The sequence below is a fragment of the Dehalococcoidia bacterium genome (assembly GCA_030648205.1).
GTDB lineage: Bacteria > Chloroflexota > Dehalococcoidia > JAUSIH01 > JAUSIH01 > JAUSIH01.
This window is the reverse complement of record JAUSIH010000078.1, coordinates 1-21,687: the sequence shown is the minus strand read 5'-3', so window position 1 is coordinate 21,687 and position 21,687 is coordinate 1. Positions and strand designations below refer to the sequence as shown.

The window sequence follows — 21,687 nt, the reverse complement described above, 5'->3', positions numbered from 1 at the left end:
GCATCAGCGCTACGAGTTCAAGAGCGCCTGCGCAATTGTGGCTACAAGGCTTGCTCATGCTATAATGCGTCAGCTGGCGCTATTGCAACACGCAAAGTGAAAACGGACCAGGCTGTATGCTGCTTCCCCTGCTGACGCTGCTCTTTCGAGACCCGCTCCAGTTCCTGGAGGTGCTCCCCGTCGTCCTGGTCACCGTCGGGCTGTCGCTGCTCGTCGCCATCACCGTACACGAGTTCGGCCACGCCCTGGCCGCCCACGCGCTGGGCGACGACACGGCCCAGCGGCTGGGCCGGCTTTCCCTGAACCCCATCCGACACTTGGACCCGCTGGGCACTGTCCTGCTCTTCCTGGTTGGGTTCGGCTGGGGCAAACCCGTGCCTGTCAACCCCTTTGCCATCGGCGTCCGCATGGACCACATGAGGGCCATGGCACTGGTGGCCCTCGCCGGGCCCCTGGCGAACTTCGTCACCGCGGGCATCTTCGGCATCCCGCTCAAGCTGGGGACAATCTCCTTGAGCGGTTTCCTCTTCGGGATGGACCAGGGGCTGGTCGGCGACGTCCTGGGCTACATCGTCTTCTACAACATCATTCTGGGCGTCTTCAACCTGATTCCCCTGCCACCGCTGGACGGCTTCAAGGTGCTTCTGGGCATCCTTCCGCGGCGGCCCGCCTTCGCGCTGGCGCGCGTCGAGACCTACGGGCCGATGCTCCTTATCGCGGTGCTGGCCTTCGACAGCTTCTCTCAGCAGAGTTTCCTGTGGGGCGGACTGCGGACTGTGGCGCAGTTCCTGGGCATGCTTTTTGCCGGCAGGCCGCTGCCGTAGACACCGACGAGGAAGAGGGATATGGAAAAAATCACCATCATCGGGACGGGACTTATTGGAGGCTCGCTGGGCATGGCCCTGAAGAAGGCCAAGCTCAAGGACATTGAGATTGTCGCCCACGACAAGGAGCCGTCCGCGGCCTCCAAGGCGGTCAAACGGGGCGCGGCTGACAAGTCCTCCTGGAACCTCATTGGAGCGGTCGAGAAGTCCGGAATGGTCATCATCGCGACGCCGGTGATGGCAATCCGCGAGGTTATGGAGGCCATTGCTCCGCACCTGCAGCCCAACTGTGTGGTCACCGACACGGGCAGCACCAAGACCCAGGTACTGGCGTGGGCGGAACAGTACCTTCCGGCCACGGTCAGCTTCGTGGGCGGGCATCCCATGGCGGGCAAAGAGACGTCCGGCATTGACGCGGCGGACGCGGGCCTCTTCCAAGGCGCCTCCTACTGTGTGATTCCGGGCAAGAAGGCGCCTCCCGAAGCGGTAAAAGCTATTGTCAGCCTTGCGGAGATCGCGGGGGCAAAACCGTTCTTCCTAGACGCCCAGGAGCACGACAGCTTTGTCGCCGCGGTGAGCCACCTGCCTCTTGTCCTGTCGTCCGCGCTGACGTCCGCCACGACGGGCAGCCCCTCCTGGCGCGAGATGGGCCGCCTTGCATCTTCGGGTTACCGCGACGTCACGCGACTGGCCTCCGGCGACCCCGAGATGAACCGGGACATCTGCCTCACCAACAAGGACAACATTGTCCCCTGGATAAACGCACTCATCCGCGAGCTCCAGGAGTACCGCCGGATGCTCACGGAGGCGAATGACCAGCTCGGCCCGACGTTCGTCCGAGTCCACGAGGCGCGGCAGCGGTGGCTGAACGGCTCATTTGAGCCCTCGCCGTCCAGCAAGGCTTTCGAGGAGATACCCGGCCTCAGCGAGCGCATGGCGGGCCTCTTCGTCGGCGAGCGGCTCGCCCGCCGTAGCAGGGAGCTGATGGGCGATACGGACGGGAAGGGCCAGAAAAAGCTCGGCGACCTGCCGCCAGCCCCGAAGAAGTAGCAGCGAGACCCCATGCGTGAGACGGTCCGCCCCTGCGCACGTCTGGAAGGCGACCTGTCGCTGCCTGGCGACAAGTCCATCTCCCACAGGGCCGCTCTGTTCAACGCCATTGCGCACGGGCAAGCCACCATCACCCACTTCTCCACAGGCGCGGACTGCCTCTCGACCGTGGCGTGCCTGCGCGCGTTGGGCGCTTCTATCGAGTCCACATCCGCGGAAGACGGCTCCCTGCGCCTGGTGGTGCATGGCCGGGGCGCGGACGCCTTGCGTGAGGCGGAGAGTATTCTGGACGCAGGCAACAGCGGTACCTCCACCCGCCTGCTCAGCGGCCTGCTGGCATCCCGCCCCTTCCTGTCCATCATCACTGGCGATAGCTCGCTCCGCAGCCGTCCCATGGGACGGGTCATCCAGCCCCTGCGGCAGATGGGCGCTCAGATATGGGGACGCCGAGGCGATACACAGGCGCCGCTGGCCATCCGCGGGGGCAGCCTCAAAGGCATCCGCTACCGGATGCCCGTGGCCAGCGCCCAGGTCAAGAGCGCCATCCTCATAGCGGGGCTGTTCGCCGAGGGTGAGACAGAGGTGGAAGAGCCTGTGTCCACCCGCGACCACACGGAGCGCATGTTCCGCGCCATGGGCGCCGACGTGCGGACAGATGGGTCCCGCGTCACCATCCGGCCGGGAAAGCTTCACGCGGTGGACGTGGATGTGCCGGGGGACATCAGCGCCGCGGCTTTCTGGCTGGTCGCCGCGGCCATTCATCCGGACGCCCGAATACGGGTGCGCAACGTCGTCGTCAACCCGTCGCGAACGGGGGTGCTGGACGTCCTGCGTGCCATGGGCGCCCGCATCCGGCAGGAGAACCAGCGGGAAGTCGGAGGCGAGCCTGTCGCGGACATCGTCGCCGAGTCCAGCCAGCTACAGGCCACGGAGATCACGGGCGACCTTGTCCCGCGCGCCATTGACGAGATACCCATACTGGCGATAGCGGCAGCCGTCGCCCGTGGCACAACCACCATCCGCAACGCGGAAGAGTTACGCGTGAAGGAGTCCGACCGCATCCGCAGCATGGCCCAAGAGCTGGACCGCATGGGCGTCCAAGTCGAGGAGCTTCCCGACGGCATGGTCATCCACGGCGGTGCGCGCTTGCGTGGCGCCGCCTGCCAGAGCCACGGCGACCACCGACTGGCCATGAGCCTGGCGGTGGCCGGCCTGGTGGCGCAGGATGAGACAACCATAGACGACGCGGAGGCCGCATCCATCTCCTATACCAGCTTTTGGCAAGACTTGCGCCGACTCGCCAGTCTCCCGTAGGTGGTGTATGTCTCCACAGAAGCAGCGTATCCCGCCCCCGGCAGACGACTTGACAACCGTCGGCTTTGCGAACATGCTAAGGGTCGAGCGCGTCCGGGCAGTCCTATCGCCCCGGTCCATGGAGGCCAGGGGGCTGATTGAGGAAGGCCGAAGACAGGGCACGCTTATTGACATGACCAACGGGCGCAGGGTGAACACAGCCGCGGTCATGGATAGCGGACACGTCGTTCTGGCTGCAGGCCCGGTGCCGCGGCCATCATATCGAAGGGCAGACGCGGGGTTGACTATGCCGACGGACCTCGTTCATATAGGTTTTGGCAACGTCCTGGCGGCGAATCGCGTACTAGCCATCGTCTCCCCGCGCTCGGCGCCGGTCAAAACCATGATCAAGGACGGCAAGAGCCGCGGCCTCATTGTGGACATGACCAGCGGACGCAGGGTCAGGGCCGCCGTGGTCCTGGACAGCGGGCACATCGTCCTCGCAGCCCTCACGCCCGCCACCATCGCGAACCGTCTCCAGAACGGCCCCGGCGCCGAGGCCTCGTAAGGCGCGGCGGAGCGGGAGCGCGTAGTGGACCTGCTACCCAAGGAATACCTCGCGCGGAGCCCCCTGCTCGTCGTCCTCTCCGGCCCTTCCGGCGTGGGCAAAGACGCGGTGCTGGTGCGTCTCCGCGCACTTGACCGGCCCTACCACTTCACCATCACCGCCACAACCAGGCCTAAGCGCGCCAGCGAACGCGACGGCGTGGACTACTTCTTTTACACGGAAGAGGCGTTCACGGCCATGAAAGAGCGCGGCGAGTTCCTGGAAAGCGCCCATGTCTATGGCCATTGGTACGGAGTGCCCCGCTCCCAGGTGCGCGAGGCATTGAGCCGGGGGCGGGACGTGTTTATCAAGATTGACGTCCAGGGCGCGGCCACCATCAAGAGCCTTGCCCCGCAGGCGGTGTTCATTTTCCTGGCGTCGCCGACCCTGGAGGAGCTGGAGCGCAGGCTGCGGCAGCGCAAGACCGAGCGCGAGGTGGACATGGAGAGGCGCATCAAGACGGCCCAGGAGGAGATGGCGCGCCTGCCCATGTTCGACTACGTGGTCGTGAACGACAACGGGCGTATTGACCACGCCGCCTCTACCATTGAGGCGATTCTGCAAGCGGAACGCTGCCGCATCCCACCCCGCGTGGCGCGCGTCTAGCTGCCGTTGCGCCGCGCTTTGTTGACGCCCTGCACCATCTGGTAGACCCGCTCCATCTCGCGGTCCAATGGGTCCGGGTCATCATAAGGCCAGACGGTGACTCCCCCGAACGCCCCGATGACCTCCGGGTGATCATCCACACAGAAGTCGGGTTTTACGGATACGCCCAGCAGGGGGAGGCTGTTGTGGTGGTCATAGAGAGGCTTGACGAACACGTCGGAGACATAGGGCCGCAGGCGGTGGCGCTCCACCACTTCCCAGCGCAGTCCGACCCCCGACCAAACGTAGATTCTGTGTCCATCGCCTACGAGCTGCTCAAACACCTGGGGCACGAACGGACGCAAGCTCCCGTCCCGGGCAATCAGCGTGCTGTCCACGTCAAAGAAGATATTCATCACACCTTCCGTTATGCCTGCTGGGCGAGCATCGCCTGAACATCCTCGGCCTTGATTTGCCCTGCCTGGACCAACTCCTTGAGCGCCTGCTCCAGAGTCTGCATCCCTACGCGAGTCCCCGTCTGAAGATACGTGGACATCTGGTGCGTCTTCCCCTCCCGGATGAGATTGCGGATGGCCGGAGTAGCTATCAGCACTTCGCAGGCGACGACCCGCCCTTTGCCGTCGGCGTGGGGCAGGAGCTGCTGGGCGACGACGCCCTCCAGGACCAGCGCCAGTTGAGCGCGTATCTGGTTCTGCTGCGGGAAAGGAAAGGCATCAATAATACGGTCCACGGTCTGAACGGCGCTGTTGGTGTGCAACGTCGCCAGCACCAGATGGCCCGTCTCCGCCGCCGTCAGGCCCAGCGCGATGGTCTCCAGGTCGCGCAGCTCTCCCACCAGAATGACGTCCGGGTCCTGCCGCAAGACGTGCTTCAGAGCGGTGGCGAAGGAGCGCGTGTCCGCGCCGACCTCCCGCTGGATAATGTGCGCCTTGTTATCAGAGTGCAAGAACTCTATGGGGTCCTCAATCGTCACAATGCGTACATGGGCCGTCCGGTTGATGTAGTCAATCATGGCGGCCAGAGTGCTGGACTTGCCGCTGCCTGTCGGGCCCGTGACCAGCACCAGCCCGCGCGCCAGCGTGGCCAGGGTGGCGCAGGCGTGCGGCAGGCGCAATTGTTCAAACGTCGGCGGACTGACGGGGACAGGACGCAACGACAGGGCAATAGAGCCTCGCTGGTAGGCGGCGTTCACCCGAAAGCGCGCCATCCCCTTCATGCCATAGGCAAAATCCAGGTCGCGTTCGCGCTCAAAGGCCGCCATGTCCTCAGGGCCAATCATGGCGGCCAGCATGTCCCGCGTCTGCGCGGACGACAACGCAGGATAGCCTTCAAGAGGCTCCAGATGACCTATGCGGCGGACGACGGGCGGCCTTCCCGCCGCAATGTGCATGTCAGACGCCCCCAAGTCCAGCACCGCCTGGAGAAGCCGATTGAGTTCCTGATTATCCATAGCTCCTCTGTCCGCGTGTCCACGGGATGACCAATTATATACCACATTGGCCGTTTGAGACGGGCGGCCCCGCCGCCCGTCTCACGGACGAAAAGTATGCCGCCCTGCCGACTGTGCCCGCATATTTTGGACACCACCCCGTCCTCCCGTGCGCGTCACATTCAATATGCTGCGCTTGCCACCGGCACGACCGTGGCCCTGATTAGGGTCGGACACATATCGGACACCAGCAATGGTACGTCCTCCAGTGGTATCAAGAGCATGGACGAAGGGTACAACTCACGGCCCGCCGCTTTGGCTTCAGTCCGGATACCATCAGCCGATGGGCGCGTGCCTGTGCCGCGCACGGTCTGACAGGCTTGGAACCTCGGGGCCGCCGGCCAAAACGCGTGCGCCAGCCCATCACACCGATGGCCGTGGTGCTGCGCATCCAGGCCCTGCGGGAGCAGTATCCCCGGTGGGGCCGCGAGAAGCTCCGGATGCCCGCAGGGGAGGAGGGCATCTTCCTCTCGGCGAGGAACCGCGAGATCGCGAAAGCCATTGGCATCTCGCCGAAGACCGTGGAGGCCCACGTGCAGAGCCTTTTCCTCAAGGTGAAGGCCAGGACAAGAACCGAAGCCGTCATGAATGCCATGAGAGGCGGGCTGCTGAAGACAGTCCCAACGTAGCTCGTGGGGACACGCGGCCCGATCCCATCTCCAGACCAACCCGCCTGGCCAGAGTGAGAGTCGCCTACCGCACCCGCCCTGGGATCGCCAAGACACCGCCTCCTTCGCGCTCCTACGCCGATCCCGCCTTGAGCATAAACTTGACCGCTTCCTGCGCGCACCTGTCGGGGAAAGCCGCCTGGACGTGGTGCTGCGCGCCCGGAATAATGATCAGCTCGGCGTGGGGGAGAGCTCGTCTCATCTCTTCAAGCCACGCCGGGGGCGTCATGATGCTCTTCTCCCCGCCGATGATGAGCACGGGCATGGGCACGCGCGGCAGGAGAGGCGTCAGGTCCACGTCCGCGAGCTGGCTCACCACTCCCATGACGCTGCGGGGGTTGGCCTTTGACATCTGCTCCTGATACCAGTCAATGAGTCCTGCGGGAACCTGGCTGCGGTCGAACCGCCCGTACATCGTCTCCCGCGCCCACGTGGCGACCCCGTGCTCGCGCAGCGTACGCACCTCCTGAGGCAGACGCTGCTTCAGGCCGGCGAAGGTGTGCGGCGCGGCGCAGAACACCAGGCTGTGGAGCCTCTCCGGATGGTCGTGGGCGAACTTCAGGGTCACCGTTCCGCCAAACGTCTCGCCAAGCAGATGCACCTTCCGCAGATTGAGCTTGTCCATGAAGGCAAGCAAGTCCTTGCCGAGGCTATCCACGGAGTATTGAAAATCTGGCGGAGGGACGCTGGACTGGCCAAATCCGCGGGCGTCCACGCGGTACACGCGGAAGTGTCGCGCCAGATAGGGCACCCATGCGTACCAGAAACGGCTGCTCTTCGCGATGCCGTGGTGCATGACCGCTATCGGAGGGTCTGTCCAGGGGTCGGTGAAATCGTCCACCTCGTAGTGCATGTCCAGCGTTGAGTCAATTCTGATGTCCGGCACGGCACACCTCCTTCACATATCGCTCTTCCAATGGCCCTGGCGCTACTCCCGCGTTCCGATGAACTCCTTGCGCGGGTCCAGCAGGCGCACCGCCGTCAACTCGTCCAGGGTCGGCGGCGGCACATCTTGCACCTCAGGCGCCACCTTCAGATCCCATCCGCAGTTGGCCTTGATGGCCTCAACGCGCTTCTCCAGCGATGGCGTTGCCGGGTCCGGCAGGCAGTGGGTCAACACAAGCTCCTGACTGTCGCCCAGCTTCTGGAAAACACCCCGGTTGGAGACCAGGACTGTCACCCTGCGTCCGGGCATGCTGATATAGGGCACCTGCTCCATGAACCGGCGCTTGGACTGGGGCACCACCGCCATGCATTCCCGCGCCGTGCTCGCGGCATCGTTGCCGCCGCCGGCGCCCGTCAAGTACACATCGGCGGAGAGGCGCGTGGAGTTGATGTTGCCGTGCTTGTCGATTTGTCCCGCGCCCAGGATGCCGATGCTCGCGTTCTTCGGCCCCGCCACCACCACGCCGTACACGTCCAGCGCATCGGACAGCATCTGCGCGGTGTAGGAGTTGGCGAAATCAGACTGGGTGGGACTGCCCGGCCGTGGCGCGTAGCCAAAATACCCGGAACCAATGGTGAGCGCGATGGTGTAGTTTTTCTCACGCAGCCAGTAGTACGCCAAGAAGGCGGCCAGACCGCCCGTGCCGATGCCCGTCAGCACAACCCGGTGGCCGCGCTGGGGCATCCGCTCAACGAGCTGGCGCGCCGCCACAACTACCATCAACTCCGCGGCATTGTAGTCGGGAGACGTGGAGATGTTGTCGGCCAGGGAGCGCAGCTCCACCTCCCACGAGTCGGCCTGGGCACGCCCTCGCAGCCACAGGAGCTTGTCGGAGCCAAGCTTTTTCAGATAGCCCTCATGGTCTTTGACGTCCAGTACCCACTCCTTGAGCCATGCGTCCAGTGTCTCCGGCTTCTGGCTCGCGTTGCGGTGGGCAATAGTGAACTCCCTGTCCTGCGTGTACGCCTGGAACTCGGCGGGCAGCAGCCGGTTCAGAACGCCACCGGGATGCGCCCCGAAGGGGACATGGCACACCGCGCCCACCATGTGGCCGGGGATCTTCACCAGAGGAGCGTGCTCGCGGATGAAGTCCGTGGAGACAATGCGCTCCACAGTCACGATCACGGGGTTCTTGGAGGCTTTCGCGCCCCAGACGCCGTCGCCGTCCACGGGCAGGGTGATGGTGTTGCCATAGGGGTCGGCGGCCCACCCGTGGACGATGGAGACGTCCGGCTGGAGCGCCTTGACCACGCCCACGCGCCTGCCTGACCCGAACGGGTCATCCACCGTGGAATAGGCATCCTTGTTGTGCTCCGCCATGCTGCTGCCAATCAGCGACTTGGTGGGCATGAACGGGACGTCCAGCGCCCCCGCGATGAACCGCTGAAGCAGGCTCAGCAGCGACCAGCTCTCTATCTCAACGGTCTTCTCTTTGAAGACGCGCTGGATGATGGCGCTGGGGCCGGGCGCGGGAAACAGGTCGGAAGCGTTGGACGTGATGAGCTTCCTGACCAGGCCGGCGTGGACCACGTTCAGGGCATGCTGCCCCATGATGCTGACGACGAACGTGAGGCCGGGCTTCGTGCCGTAAAACTGGCGGATGATCTCGCAGACGGCGGCCCGGGCATCCTGGGCCATGTGTACGGTCATCCCGGGCTTCACATTCCGGCGTATCGCCTCTCCAAGAGTTATGACCTTGCTCTCTCCCTCGTACTCGGGGATGGCGAACAGGCCCTTCGTATAGCTGTCGTACTTGCCCACCGAAGATCGCTCCTTCCGGCAAAATCCGTCCTATTGTGGCAGGGACACACTCCTCCGTCAACCGGTGCAAAGCCGCACCCCGGCCACACTCTTGCCATGAGTCGGTATCTCTCCCATAATCAAAACGGCGAGTATCCCCAGTCTTGCAGGAGGAACGGCATGGCCACGGTATCTGTCACCAGCCTGGCTAAGTACCAAATCCTGGTGCGTGCGGCGCCGCACGCCTGGGTCAGCGACGAGCCCGCGCCGGAGGGCGACGACATGGGCCCCGGCCCCTACGAGTTGCTCCTGTCCGCTCTGGGGTCATGCACGGCCACGACGCTCCTGATGTACGCGCGCAGGAAGGGCTGGCCGCTGGAGGAGGTGCGCGTCACTCTGAGCCACCAGCGGATCCACGCTCAGGACTGCCGCGACTGCGAGGCGGACGAGTCGGGCCGCGTGGACCTCATCACGCGGGAGATCCAGGTCAAAGGCCAGTTGAGCCAGGAGCAGCGGGACAGGCTCCTCTCCATCGCCACGCGGTGCCCCGTGCATAAGACGCTCACGCACAGGCCCAAGGTCGTGGACTCCCTCGAGGCGTTACCCTAGATCCACTGCGCTGCCGTATCCGCGGACAGAGCAAGGCTGGTAGGTCACTCCGGCCTCTGTTATAATACGCGCCGCATTCGTTACGGAGAAAGGAGCACCATGCCTTACAAACATTTCCTCTTTGAGAAAAAGGGGCACCTGGCGACAGTCACGTTCAACCGCCCCGAGAAGCGCAACCCCTTGAACGCGGAATCCTCCGGTGAACTGCTGGACATTCTCACAAGTTTCAAGGACAACGCCGACGTCCACGTAGTCATCCTGACGGGGACGGGCGCAGCCTTCTGCGCGGGCGCGGACCTCTCCATCTTCAAGGGCGTCACCGATCCCGAGGAGCGCCTCAGGCGGTTTAAGGCCCAGGGCAAATTCAACGCCCGCTTCACCGCCGGCATTTACGACACGCTGGAGAGCTTGGAGCAAATCGTCATCGCCGCCGTCAATGGCTTCGCCGTGGGCGGCGGCTGGACCATCGCCAACTCGTGCGACTTCCGTATCGCCGCAGAGGAAGCGCAGTTCTGGGTCCCGGAGGTGGACCTGGGCGTACCGCTGGGAGCCCCTGCCGCGTCACGTCTCACAAAGCTCGTCGGGCCGTCCCTGGCAAAGGAAATGATTATGACCTGTAACCACTACACGGCCCGGCAGCTTCAAGCCATCGGCCTCGTGCACCAGGTGGTGCCCAAAGACCAGCTCATGACCGCGACCGCCGCACTTGCCCAGAAGCTCCTGTCCAAGAAGTGGCTGGCCCTGGCCCAGGCGAAGGCCATCGTCCACGCGGCGGCGGGCCTGCGCGTAGCCGAGGGAACAGCTATCACGCCAGAGCTGCTTCTCGCACCCAAGGAATAAGTCGGATGCCAAACGTACAGTTCGGCTTTGGCGTGGGGGTAGCCAATCCCCTCTATCCTGTGGAGCAGCAAATCGACAACTGGGCGGAGATGGCCCGCGTGGGCCGGCAGGCCGGCTTCAACAGCGTGGCCGCGCCGCACCACTGGCTAGCGCATCCCGTGAAGTGGTTCCAGCCCATGCTCGTCCTCTCCCGGCTGGCTGCGGACACCGCCCCCATGAACCTCATCTCGGGCATCGTGCAGTTGCCACTCTACAATCCAGTGGACATGGCGGAGCAGGTCGCCACCCTGGACGTCATGTCCAAGGGCCGCTTCATCTTCGGCGTGGGCCTGGGCTACAGGGAGCAACTCTTCGAGGCGGCGGGCGCACGCCGGGCCGACCGCACAGGGCGCCTGGTGGAGTCCCTCGAGGTCATGCGCCAACTCTGGACCGGCGAGGAGGTCACTTACCACGGCAAGCACTTCAGGGTGACCAGGGGCCGCATCAGCATGACGCCCCTGCAAAAGCCGCACCCGCCCATCTGGATTGCGGCCCAGAGCGAGCCCGCCGTGCGGCGCGCCGGCGAGCTGGGACTTGCGTGGTATATCCCGCCCCAGGCGGACTTCAACGACGTGAAACGACTCTGGACGGTCTACCGGGAGGCGCTGGACAAGGCGGGGCATCCTGTCCCCAAGGATGTGCCCCTCCTCCGCTATTCCTGCATTGCAAAGGACAGACAGACGGCGGTCCAGATAGCCCAGGGCTACATGAAAGACACCTTCGCCCTCTACCGGCCGTGGGGCCTGGAGGAGAAGACCACCGTCCGCATCCACCGGTCATTCGAGGAGGAGATGGACCGGGCCTTGATTGGCTCACCGGAGGAGTGCGCGGAGAAGCTAAACCGCTTCATCGAGGAGTTCGGTGTGAACCACATCATACTGAGCATCGCGCGCCCCAACCTCAAACAGGAGGAGGCGCTGGAGACGCTGCGCCTCATCGGCCAGCGGCTCATCCCGCACGTGAATGGAAAGGGATAGGAGACTACTGAAGGTCGGCCTTGCGCTGGTCGAATTCCTCTTTCGTGATCTCGCCTTGGCCGCACCTCGTCTTCAGGACGTCCTGGGGCGTCGGCCCCGTGTCCCCGGCGGTGGGCGGCGCGCAGGACCGCCCAGACGACGAGGGCGATGACGCCGCCCCAGCAGAGGAGCGTCAGGAGCCAGCCGAACACCATCCACCACCAGGGCATGGCGCCTCACCACATAGGTCTCATAGCCGCTTCCTTCCCTCCCGTCGCTCACTTCGACTTTGGCGCACCGCCGGAGTACGCGGGCGGAAACGCTCCCGCTCCGCTCCGATGCACTTATCCAGGAGGTAGCTGATGCTTGCGCTAGAAGGGATTCGCATCATTGACCTGTCCCGGCTTCTCCCCGGGCCGTCTGGCTCCATGCTCCTCGCGGACCTGGGCGCCGACGTCATCAAAGTAGAGGAGATGGAAGATCGGGCCGGGGTGGGACGGGACATCCTCACGCCGCCCGGCCTCTCGCCGGAGCGCGAGGACCAGCACTCCGCGTACAATCCCCTGGGTCGCAACAAGAAAAGCATCGCCCTCAACCTGAAGCATGATGAGGGCAAGGCCGTCTTCTGCCGACTTGTCCGCACCGCGGACGTCCTGATAGAGGGGTATAGGCCGGGGGTGACGAAGCGCCTGGGTATTGACTACGACACCCTTGCGAAGATCAACCCTCGCCTGGTCTACTGTTCTCTCTCCGGCTACGGCCAGAACGGGCCGTACCGGGACATACCCGGCCACGACCCCAACTACCAGGGCCTGGCCGGCATGTTGAGCCTGCCGCACGATAAAGAAGGCACGCCCATCTGGGTTGGCGTACCGACCATTGACATGGCGAGCGGCCTCTTCGTGGTCATCGGCGTCCTGACGGCGTTGGAGGCGCGGCACAAGACGGGGCGCGGCCAGTACGTGGACGTTTCCATGATGGACACCGCGGTCCACTTTATCACCATGTTCCTGTCCTCCCACCTCCGGAGCGGCAGGACATTCCAACGTCCGCAGGACAACCTTATCATCCTTGAAACAAATGACCACAAATACCTTGTCCTCATGCCCTCGGAGAAGCACTTCTGGGAAAACCTCTGCCGGGCCATCGGACGGCCCGACTTCGCGCCGCTCACGCTGCGGCCGGCGGATATGACGCTCCGGCGCAAGATGTACGCGGAGATCCGGGAGATCATCAAGACCAGGACGCGCGACCAGTGGTTTGAGCTGCTCCGCACGGCGGACACGTGCGCATCACCCCTGCTGGAAATCCACGAGGTGGCGGACGATCCCCAGATCCAGCACAGGAAGATGGTCCAGGAGCTTCAGCACCCCCGCATGGGCAAGGTGCGCCAGGTCGGTTTCCCCGTAAAGCTTTCGGACACGCCCGCGAGCTTTCGCAGCTTTGCGCCGAGGCTGGGAGAGCAGACGGAGGCGATACTCGCGGAGCTGGGCTACTCGGCGGACGAGGTGCGGTCGTTTGTGACGAAGGGTGTAGTGAAAGTGGCGCCGCCGCTGGGCCAGGGGAAGGGAAGCGCGCGCAAAAGGAAACCCAGGTAACCTTTAGCTTTACCCCATCAATCCGGTGAAATCCTGGGAACCTTTCGCTGGCTTACGCCTTGCTGCTACTTAGCCTTTGGTTTTCTGGTGCCTGATGGGTTTACGCTATTCAATTACCTGGGTTATGCACAAGATACCACGACACCGCTCCGATGTCAAGCAACAAAACATTGAATTTCGTTCGAAAATGCTGCATGAAGACACGCGCATGACACGAAATCGTGAGGACTGTCCAACCATCATGCATGTGCTCCCACAGGTAAATAGCTCTGTGATATAATTACCATTCGGTTTGGAGAGGTGGCCGAGTGGTTTAAGGCGCCGCTCTCGAAAAGCGGTGTGCCGCAAGGCACCGTGGGTTCAAATCCCACCCTCTCCGCCACTCGGAGACGTGCTGGAGTGGCCTAACAGGCGCGCCTGGAAAGCGCGTAGGGGCGCAAGCCCCTCGTGGGTTCGAATCCCACCGTCTCCGCCACCCCCTTCCTTTTACTAGTGTCACTCTTTGCTTCAGATATACCAGACGACCCGCCGCCCGGCCCGCCTTGTCCCCGAGCACGCGCGGTGTTACCCTCTTCTTCGGTGTGTTAGAATGATTCCTTCATAGCCATGAACACTGACCTCCCCTACTGGATCGCATTCAGCCGCATCCCCGGAATCGGGCGGGCGCGCTATGTCCTGATGGAGGGCGGCTTCCGCTCCCTGGCGGACGCTTGGCGGGCCAGCGCCGCGGAGCTGCGAGCCTGCGGCATGGACGAACGCTCCGTGGAGGCAATCGTCGCGGTGCGGCCAGGCATATCGCCGGACGCGGAGATGGAGCGCCTCGCCCGCTCGGACGTGAAGGCGCTCACCTGGCATGACGCGGCGTACCCGGCGCGCCTGAAAGAAATCTACGACCCGCCGCCTGTCCTCTACGTCCGCGGCGAGTTGACCTCCGCCGACGAATGGGCTATCTCGGTGGTGGGCACGCGGCGCGCTACGGCCTATGGCCGGGAGGTAGCCGAGCGACTGGCCGGCGACCTGGCCCGCAACGGCATCACCGTGGTCAGCGGCCTGGCGCGGGGCATTGACCACGTGGCCCACCGCGCGGCGCTGGAAGCAGGAGGAAGGACGATCGCCGTACAAGCCTGCGGACTAGACATGGTCTATCCCGCCGAGCACCTTGGCCTGGCCCAGCAGATCGCCGGACAGGGCGCCCTCATCAGCGACTATCCTCTGGGTACGAGGCCGCGCCCAGAGTTCTTCCCCCGGCGGAACCGCATCATGAGCGGCGTCAGCCTCGGCGTGCTGGTGGTGGAGGCGCCGGAGGGCAGCGGCGCGCTCATCACGACCAGCCTGGCCATGGAGCAAAACAGAGAGGTCTTCGCGGTGCCCGGCAGCGTGCTGACCCCTTCTAGCAAGGGGCCGCACCGGCTCATCCAGGATGGGGCCAAGCTCGTCACCAGCGTGGAGGACATCCTGGAGGAGTTGAACCTGCAAGCCTCGACACGCCCCGTCCAGATGGAGATGCGCGAGCTTCTGCCCGCCAACGACGACGAGGCGGAGTTGCTGCGCATCCTGGGGGCAGGCCCCGCGCACATTGACGACATCGTGCGCCAGGCACGGCGCCCGACGGCCTCGGTATCCAGCGTCCTGGCTATGATGGAGATCAAGGGGCTGGTCAAGCAGCTCGGCGGAATGAACTACGTGCGCGCCCGCGAGGCACGGGCCGAATACAACGTTTCCGGTCGCTGACATTTTGAAGAACGTTTTCACTGGGGAATAGAGGTATGCCAAAAGACCTGGTCATTGTGGAGTCACCCGCCAAGGCGATTACTTTGGCCCGTTTTCTGGGCCCCAAATATGTGGTCAGGGCGTCCAAGGGCCACGTGCGGGACCTTCCCAAGTTCGGCCTCGGCGTTGACGTCAAGGACGACTTCGCGCCCCGCTACGAGGTCGTCAAGGAGAAGCGCGAGGTCGTCAAGGACCTGAAGAAAGAGGCGACCGCAGCCTCGACCGTGTACCTCGCCACCGACCCGGACAGAGAGGGCGAGGCCATCTCGTGGCACATCGTCGAAGCCGCGGGCCTCGGCAAGATGACGCTCCAGCGCGTGGTGTTCCACGAGATCACGGAGGAGGCGGTCAAGGAAGCCTTCCGCCATCCGCGCGCCATTGACAAAAGGCTGGTGGACGCCCAGCAGGCCCGGCGTGTGCTGGACAGACTGGTCGGGTACAAGCTCAGCCCGTTGCTCTGGCACAAGATCAAGAAGGGACTCTCCGCGGGCCGCGTCCAGTCGGCTGCGCTGCGCATGGTCGTGGACCGTGAGCGCGAGATACAGAAGTTCGTCCGCGTCGAATACTGGACCATCGAGGCGCTGTTCGCCAAGCGCGACGGCGTCGCCGCGAAGCAGAGCTTCGCCGCCCAACTGCACAGTCGCGCCGGAGAAGAGAAGCGCATCCAGATACCAGACCAGCGCACGGCGGACCTCCTGAAGGCGGACATGGAAGGCGCCGCCTTTGCCGTCAAGCAGGTGCACAAGAAGGAAATCCAGCGGCGGCCGGCGGCGCCGTACACCACGAGCACCCTGCAGCAGGAGGCGTCCCGCAGGCTGGGATACTCCGCGCAGAGGACGATGGCCCTGGCCCAGCAGCTCTACGAGGGCCTGCCCATGGGCGGCGAAGGGCCGGTGGGACTCATCACCTACATGCGCACGGACTCCGTGCACGTGGCCGCATCGGCCAAGGAGGAGACGCGCCACTACATTCGCGAGAAGTTCGGCCAGGACTACCTGCCGCCCCACGCGCGCGTTTACACCGCCAAGTCCAAGCTGGCGCAAGAGGCCCACGAGGCCATCCGCCCCACCAGCGCCTTTCGGGAGCCCGCCAAGCTGCGCCACTTCCTGACGCGGGAGCAACTCGCCCTGTACGACCTCATCTGGAAGCGCATGGTGGCGAGCCAGATGGCCAACGCCCTCGTAGACCAGACGTCCGTGGACATTGACGCGGCGGGCCGCTCAGGCGCCCACTACATGCTCCGGGCGTCCGGCTCCAAGGTGCGCTTCCCCGGCTTCCTGACCCTCTACACGGAGAGCCGCGACGATGACGCGAAGGATGACGAGGGTAAGCAGCCCCTGCCCGAGCTGAAAGCCCACGATCCTCTGGACTGCAAGGGCATCACGCCGGAACAGCACTTCACCGAACCGCCGCCACGCTTCACGGAGGCCACTCTTATCAAGGCCCTGGAAGAGAACGGCATCGGGCGGCCCAGCACGTATGCCCCCATCATCGTTACGCTCACGGGACGGGAGTACGTCAAGAAGCTGGAGGGCCGTCTGCATCCCCAGGAGTTGGGCCTGATGGTCAGCGACCTGCTCACCACCAACTTCCCGGAGATCGTGGACCTTGGCTTTACTGCCCAGATGGAGGACGAGCTTGACGACGTCGCCCGCGGCAAGCGGAAGTGGGCATCGGTACTGCACGACTTCTACGGGCCTTTCGAGCAGGACCTGAAGAAGGCCCATGTGGATATCCCCGACGAGGCGCAGGGCCAGAAGTGCGAGAAGTGCGAACGGCCCATGATGGTCAAGGTGGGACGCTACGGACGCTTCCTCTCCTGCTCCGGCTATCCGGAGTGCAAGAACGCCCGGCCCATCCAAGGGACCGCCCCGGTGGCCGCGCCGGAGCCTACCGATGAGGTCTGCGAGAAGTGCAGCCGCCCGATGGTCATCAAGGCGGGACGCTACGGACGCTTCCTCTCCTGCTCCGGCTATCCGGAGTGCAAGAACGCCCGGCCCATCCAGGCCAAGACGGGCGCCAAATGCCCCAAGTGCGGCGGGGACATCCTGGAGCGGCGCGCCAAGCGGGCCAAGAAGACGAAGCGCGGAGGCTCAAACGTCTTCTACGGCTGCTCCAACTACCCAAAGTGCGACTTCACCCTCAGCCGTCGCCCGCTCACGCAGCCATGCCCCACGTGCGGTGGCCTGCTGGCGCCAAGCGGCCAGAAGGCGGCGCGCTGCACCAAGTGCGACTACAAGGGGCCTCTTCCCGCGGCGGAGCCGGAGCCCGTGACGACAGCGAGCTAGTTGCTGCAAGGCGCATCCGCTCGCGTCCCGTCGGGAGCGAGTGGATGCGCAGGTCGCGACGCGTATGGCTGGAAATCGGGGGCAACAACAAGACGCCCACGCAACCCCTGGGATAGGGCGCTACTCGTTGTTCTGGCCCTTCCAGCCTATCCACCGTTGCAGGGCCGTGTAGAAATGGCCCGGTGGATTGCTCCGCAGGAAGCGCGTCACATACGGGCTGGCGGAGACCTGGATGACCTCGTCCCCCTTGAGGGGAACATCCACCTGTCCGTCAATGCTCAGCACCGCCTGGTGCTCCGAGCGCACCCGCAGGCGGACCACCGTCGCCGAGGGCAGAACGACGGGGGTGTCCATCGAGAGGTGCGGCGAGATGGGTTTGAGAATAAGCGAGTGTGAGAGCGGGTACAGCAGCGGGCCGCCCGTGGCCCAGGCGTAGCCCGTGCTTCCCGTGGCCGTCGCCACCATGACGCCGTCCCCTTTGTACGTCACAAAGGGCGCGCCGTCAATCTCCGCGTCCACGTAGATGACCCGCAGGATGGCGCCGCGGCCGACCACCACATCGTTCAGCGCATGGAACGCGCCGTCCACGTAGGCCGCGCGGCGTGTCGCCGCTGAGTCCACCGACGGCGAGAGCTCAACGCGGAGCATCGTCCGCTCCTCGACGCGTCCGCCGCCAGCCAGCAGGCCTGGCAGGCGCTCCATCGCCTCCTCAGGCCGCAGCTCCGCCAGGAAGCCCAGGTTCCCCAGGTTCACACCCACGATGGGTATCCCATAGGGCAGGGTGATGTGGGCTGCCCGGAGGATGGTCCCGTCGCCGCCCACGGCGATCAGGATGCGCGTTTCTTCGATGTGCCTGCGCGGGATGTCTTCTCCCCCCACAGGACACAGCCATGCATCCCCTTCGGCGGTACCGACGCGCCGGGCAAGCTCCTCCGCCAGCGTCTTGGCCCGCGGGCGATGGGGGTGGTACAGAATGCCGATCTTTCGTCCCTGCTTCACAGGTACGAAGTCTAGCCCAACGCGCCCGCCAAAGCAAGCGCCCATACCACGGCGCAAACAGGGCGTGTCGGCAAATAGACAAAGGGGAAGCGCCGACGGCTGGCGCCCCGCAGTGGGTGGTCAGCGCAAAGAGCGCTCCGCAGCTACTTTTTGGAGGACGGAAGCGGCTTTACCGCCGCCTTGGGCCGCAGAATGACCACGGGAATGCCAAGGCTCTGGAGCACCTTGGAGGCGACGCTGCCGAACAGCCACTGGAATGCCTCGGAGCGTCCATGTGTGCCCATGACGACGAGATCAGCGCTGCACCGATCAGCGTACCGAATGATCTCCTCCGCGGGGTCGCCGGAGGTCACCGCCCAGTTCACGTCTTTGAGACCGGCCTTGGTGAGCTTTTCCTTGTACTGCTTCAGGTACTGGTCCACCTCGGCGATGCGGGCCTTCTCCTCTACCGTCAGAGGTGAAGAGGAAACGCCGGACGTGGGCACTACATAGAACAGAACGAGTGTGGACCGGAAAGCTTGGGCGAATTTTACGGCATGGTCCAAAGCCGCCTCTGCTGTAGCAGAGCCGTCCATGGGCACGAGGATTGCTTTATACATTGGCGCACCCTTTCCCGGCTGTCTGGCAGTTTCGCTTACCACACTATCATATCATTCAAAGAGACACGGGTGAATACGGACATCTCACGCGGCGACTGTCGGCTGCTCTGGGCAAGTAGTGCGCTGGCGACGCTGCGGGGAGACAAACATGCCAATGTGCTGAAGAGGTACGGGCGACGCCTCTGCCCGGAGTACGGCGACGTCCACGGCGCCCACGGAGAGTCGCGCTAAAGCGCGGCTCTAGCCGGCAGTCTTGGCGTGCTGCTTGCGGTCGAACGTCGCCTGGCAGGACACGCAGCGGGCCGCGTACGGGCGGGCCTGCAGACGCTCCAGCGGGATAGCTGCTCCACAGTCAACGCATAGGCCGTAGGTCCCGCGCCCCATGCGTTCGAGGGCTTGCTCGATCAGGCCAAGCGTACGCTGTGTGTTCGCCAGAAGAGACACCTCGGTCTCCTCCATATACGTATCGCCGCTCACATCAGCCGGATGGCTGCCGAAACCGTTCTCCTCTGCCCCGCTCTCATGGAGCTCCTTGATTTCCTGCTCCAACCCGGCCTCCTGACGGCGCAGCCTGCCCCGCTCCTCCTGCATCGCCTTCCGCAGATTCGCCAGCACCTTGAGGGGGACGATGGTTGGACCGGCGCTTGCCGCCTTCTTGGGTGGCTCCCGTTTCACGGCCGCCATCGGCTCTCCTTCTGCGACGATACTGCCCGACGCCTGCCCGCGTCTGATGCCGCATAGGGTATAGGAATCACGGCGTTTGGTCAACTCCCCTACCCATCCAGGCACGCTCCGGCAGCGGGCGCACCGCGGGGGCTTGCTATAATAGCCCAGGCTGCCGATGCCCATCCTCGCGCAGGAGCAGTGTATGAACACGTCGAACCTGCCTTCTCTTTCCGCCGAGGCCATCCGCCAGATAGCCGCGGCGGCGGGCATACCTCTGGACGCCGCCCGCTGCGAACGTCTCGCCCACCGCTACGAGCGGCTGATGCAGGACATTCGCGAACTCGACGGCGTGGACCCCGGCGACGCGGAGCCTGCCGTGCGGTTCCGTCCGGAGGGTTAGGCAGTGGCCGTCTCCGACCTTGCATTCCTGAGCGTCGCGCGCCTCTCCGAGCTGCTGCGCGAGCGCCAGGTCTCGCCCGTGGAGGTCACCCGCGCCGCGCTCGACCGCATCGCGCAGGTGGACTCGCGTCTGAACGCCTACCTGCTGGTGATGGAGCGCGAGGCCCTCTCGGCCGCCCGGACGGCGGAGGCGGAGATACGCGCGGGCCACTACAAAGGCCCGTTGCACGGCGTCCCCTTCGCCCTCAAAGACCTCTTCCAGACTGCGGGCGTACGCACAACCGCTGGCTCCCGGGTCCTAGCGCAGTTCGTGCCTGACAGAGACGCCACCGTCGTCTCCCGTCTGCGGGAGGCGGGCGCTGTGCTGCTGGGCAAGCTTGGCATGCACGAGTTCGCCTTCGGCGTCACCAACGTCAATCCTCACTACGGAACGACGCACAACCCGTGGGACACCGAGCGCATTACCGGCGGCTCCAGCGGCGGCTCCGGCGCCGCCCTGGCCGCGGGCCTGTGTGCCTTCTCTCTGGGGTCGGACACCGGCGGCTCGGTGCGCATTCCCGCGGCGCTCTGCGGCGTGGTGGGTCTCAAGCCGACCTACGGGCGCGTCAGCCGCCACGGCGTCCTGCCCCTCGCATGGTCCGTGGACCATGTCGGCCCCATGGCCCGGAGCGCGCTGGACGCGGCGCTCGTCCTCCAGGCCATCGCCGGACGCGACCCGCGGGACGACACATCCAGCGACATGCCCGTGCCCGACTACGCCTCCGCCCTTCGTGCCGACGTGCGCGGCCTGCGTATCGGCGTGCCCTGGCACTTCGTGCTGGGAGACGTCGCGCCGGAGGTCCTGACCTCTTTCAACTCCGCCCTGGACATCCTCACAGGACTGGGCGCGTCGGTCACCGACGTTATCCTGCCCCGCCTCCGGCTGGCCAGAGCGCTCTTCTCCTCCATCGTCCTGCCAGAGGCCTTCTCCATCCACGAGCGCCACCTGAAGTCTCGCGCGGACGAGTACGGGCCGGACGTCCGCGCCCGGCTGGAGGCAGGGATGTTGCTGCCCGCCTCCCAGTACCTGCGGGCACAGCGCATCCGCGGACTGCTGCAGGACGATTTCCAAGCGGCGCTGGCGCAGGTGGACATCATCGCGACGCCGACGTGTCCGACCGCGGCGCCACGCATCGGCGAGGAGACGGTGAACATCGGGGAGCGACAGGAGAGCGTCACGGACATCCTGACCCACTTCACCCGGCCGGTCAACCTTGTCGGCCTGCCCGCTGTCAGCACACTCTCCGGCTTTACGCCCTCGGGGCTTCCAGTCGGGCTGCAGCTTATCGCCAAGGCGTTCGACGAGGCGACTGTCCTGCGCGTGGCGCATGCTTATGAGCAGGCGACTGCGTGGCGTGAGCGGCGCCCGCCCGCGTGACGCCACGTTTGCTCGCTTGGGCGCGTCGCCGCCAGCCTGGCGACGGACTCGCCTTCTCCCCCGTTGACTTTTGCGACGCAAACGTGCATCATAAACCCACCTTAGATCCACCTCCATACGGATAACCACACCGGGTGAAAGGAGACCCCCATGCTCTCTTCCAGGCAACTGTCACGTCATCTGGGCGTGCTTGTCATAGCCGGCCTTCTCGCCGCCGCATGCGCTCCCGTGGCAGCGCCCGCGCCGGCCGCCCCTGCGCCCGCGGCGCCCGCCGCGCCCGCACC

The 21,687-nt window shown here is 64.9% G+C and carries 21 protein-coding genes, 2 tRNA genes and 2 pseudogenes; 18 read left to right on the top strand and 7 right to left on the bottom strand.

From position 1 onward, the window contains the following. Positions 1-116: 116 nt before the first annotated feature. From Q7T26_09290 to Q7T26_09265, 6 genes and pseudogenes are all read left to right on the top strand, one after another. A complete protein-coding gene (locus tag Q7T26_09290; protein MDO8532337.1) occupies positions 117-824 on the top strand; it encodes a site-2 protease family protein in 708 nt (235 codons plus the stop codon). An 18-nt stretch (positions 825-842) separates the two neighbouring features. Next, positions 843-1,874 (top strand): annotated as a pseudogene (locus tag Q7T26_09285) (prephenate dehydrogenase/arogenate dehydrogenase family protein). 12 nt (positions 1,875-1,886) lie between these two features. Beyond that, positions 1,887-3,188, top strand: a complete 1,302-nt coding sequence (aroA, locus tag Q7T26_09280; GenBank protein ID MDO8532336.1) for a 3-phosphoshikimate 1-carboxyvinyltransferase — start codon at positions 1,887-1,889, stop codon at positions 3,186-3,188. Between the two features lie 7 nt (positions 3,189-3,195). Then, a pseudogene (locus Q7T26_09275) lies at positions 3,196-3,414 on the top strand (DUF370 domain-containing protein). Between the two features lie 60 nt (positions 3,415-3,474). Then, positions 3,475-3,735 carry a DUF370 domain-containing protein gene (locus Q7T26_09270; GenBank protein ID MDO8532335.1) on the top strand — a complete coding sequence of 87 codons (261 nt, stop codon included), beginning with the start codon at positions 3,475-3,477 and terminating at the stop codon, positions 3,733-3,735. 24 nt (positions 3,736-3,759) lie between these two features. Continuing rightward, positions 3,760-4,380: a guanylate kinase gene (locus Q7T26_09265; protein ID MDO8532334.1), complete on the top strand. Its 621-nt coding sequence runs from the start codon at positions 3,760-3,762 to the stop codon at positions 4,378-4,380. On the opposite strand, the gene Q7T26_09260 is transcribed toward Q7T26_09265, so the two are convergent. Together Q7T26_09260 and Q7T26_09255 are read right to left on the bottom strand one after the other, a co-directional pair. Further along, positions 4,377-4,775 (bottom strand): hypothetical protein, encoded by a 399-nt coding sequence (locus Q7T26_09260; GenBank protein ID MDO8532333.1) that lies wholly within the window; start codon positions 4,773-4,775, stop codon positions 4,377-4,379. The genes Q7T26_09265 and Q7T26_09260 overlap by 4 nt on opposite strands. Positions 4,776-4,786: 11 nt before the next feature. Beyond that, complete coding sequence (locus Q7T26_09255; protein ID MDO8532332.1) at positions 4,787-5,830, bottom strand: type IV pilus twitching motility protein PilT; 1,044 nt, start codon at positions 5,828-5,830, stop codon at positions 4,787-4,789. Positions 5,831-6,219: 389 nt separating this feature from the next. Between Q7T26_09255 and Q7T26_09250 the strand changes: the two genes are divergently transcribed. Then, positions 6,220-6,498 carry a LuxR C-terminal-related transcriptional regulator gene (locus Q7T26_09250; protein MDO8532331.1) on the top strand — a complete coding sequence of 93 codons (279 nt, stop codon included), beginning with the start codon at positions 6,220-6,222 and terminating at the stop codon, positions 6,496-6,498. Positions 6,499-6,610: 112 nt separating this feature from the next. On the opposite strand, the gene Q7T26_09245 is transcribed toward Q7T26_09250, so the two are convergent. Both Q7T26_09245 and Q7T26_09240 read right to left on the bottom strand, forming a co-directional pair. Then, positions 6,611-7,423 carry an alpha/beta hydrolase gene (locus Q7T26_09245; GenBank protein MDO8532330.1) on the bottom strand — a complete coding sequence of 271 codons (813 nt, stop codon included), beginning with the start codon at positions 7,421-7,423 and terminating at the stop codon, positions 6,611-6,613. Positions 7,424-7,465: 42 nt separating this feature from the next. Continuing rightward, a complete protein-coding gene (locus tag Q7T26_09240) occupies positions 7,466-9,244 on the bottom strand; it encodes a CoA-transferase (protein MDO8532329.1) in 1,779 nt (592 codons plus the stop codon). Positions 9,245-9,403: 159 nt separating this feature from the next. Between Q7T26_09240 and Q7T26_09235 the strand changes: the two genes are divergently transcribed. From Q7T26_09235 to topA, 8 genes are all read left to right on the top strand, one after another. Continuing rightward, entirely contained in the window at positions 9,404-9,832 is a 429-nt protein-coding gene (locus tag Q7T26_09235; protein MDO8532328.1) for an OsmC family protein, read from the top strand. Between the two features lie 99 nt (positions 9,833-9,931). Further along, positions 9,932-10,672: an enoyl-CoA hydratase/isomerase family protein gene (locus tag Q7T26_09230; GenBank protein MDO8532327.1), complete on the top strand. Its 741-nt coding sequence runs from the start codon at positions 9,932-9,934 to the stop codon at positions 10,670-10,672. Between the two features lie 5 nt (positions 10,673-10,677). After that, positions 10,678-11,688 carry an LLM class flavin-dependent oxidoreductase gene (locus tag Q7T26_09225; protein MDO8532326.1) on the top strand — a complete coding sequence of 337 codons (1,011 nt, stop codon included), beginning with the start codon at positions 10,678-10,680 and terminating at the stop codon, positions 11,686-11,688. A gap of 341 nt (positions 11,689-12,029) precedes the next feature. After that, positions 12,030-13,265, top strand: a complete 1,236-nt coding sequence (locus Q7T26_09220; protein ID MDO8532325.1) for a CaiB/BaiF CoA-transferase family protein — start codon at positions 12,030-12,032, stop codon at positions 13,263-13,265. A 294-nt stretch (positions 13,266-13,559) separates the two neighbouring features. Beyond that, positions 13,560-13,647 (top strand) — tRNA-Ser (locus Q7T26_09215). A 3-nt stretch (positions 13,648-13,650) separates the two neighbouring features. Next, positions 13,651-13,740 (top strand) — tRNA-Ser (locus Q7T26_09210). 131 nt (positions 13,741-13,871) lie between these two features. Beyond that, entirely contained in the window at positions 13,872-14,996 is a 1,125-nt protein-coding gene (dprA, locus tag Q7T26_09205) for a DNA-processing protein DprA (GenBank protein MDO8532324.1), read from the top strand. Between the two features lie 35 nt (positions 14,997-15,031). Further along, positions 15,032-17,323 (top strand): type I DNA topoisomerase, encoded by a 2,292-nt coding sequence (gene topA / locus Q7T26_09200; protein MDO8532323.1) that lies wholly within the window; start codon positions 15,032-15,034, stop codon positions 17,321-17,323. Between the two features lie 120 nt (positions 17,324-17,443). Here the strand turns inward: topA and Q7T26_09195 are convergent, their stop codons facing one another. Together Q7T26_09195 and Q7T26_09190 are read right to left on the bottom strand one after the other, a co-directional pair. Then, positions 17,444-18,322, bottom strand: a complete 879-nt coding sequence (locus Q7T26_09195; protein ID MDO8532322.1) for an NAD(+)/NADH kinase — start codon at positions 18,320-18,322, stop codon at positions 17,444-17,446. A gap of 143 nt (positions 18,323-18,465) precedes the next feature. Next, entirely contained in the window at positions 18,466-18,921 is a 456-nt protein-coding gene (locus Q7T26_09190; GenBank protein ID MDO8532321.1) for a universal stress protein, read from the bottom strand. 69 nt (positions 18,922-18,990) lie between these two features. Between Q7T26_09190 and Q7T26_09185 the strand changes: the two genes are divergently transcribed. Continuing rightward, positions 18,991-19,152: a hypothetical protein gene (locus Q7T26_09185; GenBank protein ID MDO8532320.1), complete on the top strand. Its 162-nt coding sequence runs from the start codon at positions 18,991-18,993 to the stop codon at positions 19,150-19,152. 9 nt (positions 19,153-19,161) lie between these two features. On the opposite strand, the gene Q7T26_09180 is transcribed toward Q7T26_09185, so the two are convergent. Next, the gene (locus tag Q7T26_09180; protein MDO8532319.1) at positions 19,162-19,605 is read right to left on the bottom strand and encodes a TraR/DksA C4-type zinc finger protein; all 444 of its coding nucleotides are present in this window, start codon (positions 19,603-19,605) and stop codon (positions 19,162-19,164) included. Between the two features lie 184 nt (positions 19,606-19,789). On the opposite strand from Q7T26_09180, the gene Q7T26_09175 reads away from it, so the two are divergent. Both Q7T26_09175 and Q7T26_09170 read left to right on the top strand, forming a co-directional pair. Next, positions 19,790-19,987: a hypothetical protein gene (locus tag Q7T26_09175; protein MDO8532318.1), complete on the top strand. Its 198-nt coding sequence runs from the start codon at positions 19,790-19,792 to the stop codon at positions 19,985-19,987. A gap of 3 nt (positions 19,988-19,990) precedes the next feature. Further along, positions 19,991-21,403, top strand: a complete 1,413-nt coding sequence (locus Q7T26_09170; protein MDO8532317.1) for an amidase — start codon at positions 19,991-19,993, stop codon at positions 21,401-21,403. Positions 21,404-21,687: the final 284 nt, after the last annotated feature.

Excerpts from the sequence above, each read along its gene's own strand:
- Q7T26_09290 (MDO8532337.1), top strand. The coding sequence starts at position 117 with ATGCTGCTTCCCCTGCTGACGCTGCTCTTTCGAGACCCGCTCCAGTTC.
- aroA (MDO8532336.1), top strand. The coding sequence starts at position 1,887 with ATGCGTGAGACGGTCCGCCCCTGCGCACGTCTGGAAGGCGACCTGTCG.
- Q7T26_09270 (MDO8532335.1), top strand. The coding sequence starts at position 3,475 with ATGCCGACGGACCTCGTTCATATAGGTTTTGGCAACGTCCTGGCGGCG.
- Q7T26_09260 (MDO8532333.1), bottom strand. The coding sequence starts at position 4,775 with ATGAATATCTTCTTTGACGTGGACAGCACGCTGATTGCCCGGGACGGG.
- Q7T26_09255 (MDO8532332.1), bottom strand. The coding sequence starts at position 5,830 with ATGGATAATCAGGAACTCAATCGGCTTCTCCAGGCGGTGCTGGACTTG.
- Q7T26_09235 (MDO8532328.1), top strand. The coding sequence starts at position 9,404 with ATGGCCACGGTATCTGTCACCAGCCTGGCTAAGTACCAAATCCTGGTG.
- Q7T26_09230 (MDO8532327.1), top strand. The coding sequence starts at position 9,932 with ATGCCTTACAAACATTTCCTCTTTGAGAAAAAGGGGCACCTGGCGACA.
- Q7T26_09225 (MDO8532326.1), top strand. The coding sequence starts at position 10,678 with ATGCCAAACGTACAGTTCGGCTTTGGCGTGGGGGTAGCCAATCCCCTC.
- Q7T26_09220 (MDO8532325.1), top strand. The coding sequence starts at position 12,030 with ATGCTTGCGCTAGAAGGGATTCGCATCATTGACCTGTCCCGGCTTCTC.
- dprA (MDO8532324.1), top strand. The coding sequence starts at position 13,872 with ATGAACACTGACCTCCCCTACTGGATCGCATTCAGCCGCATCCCCGGA.
- topA (MDO8532323.1), top strand. The coding sequence starts at position 15,032 with ATGCCAAAAGACCTGGTCATTGTGGAGTCACCCGCCAAGGCGATTACT.
- Q7T26_09190 (MDO8532321.1), bottom strand. The coding sequence starts at position 18,921 with ATGTATAAAGCAATCCTCGTGCCCATGGACGGCTCTGCTACAGCAGAG.
- Q7T26_09180 (MDO8532319.1), bottom strand. The coding sequence starts at position 19,605 with ATGGCGGCCGTGAAACGGGAGCCACCCAAGAAGGCGGCAAGCGCCGGT.
- Q7T26_09175 (MDO8532318.1), top strand. The coding sequence starts at position 19,790 with ATGAACACGTCGAACCTGCCTTCTCTTTCCGCCGAGGCCATCCGCCAG.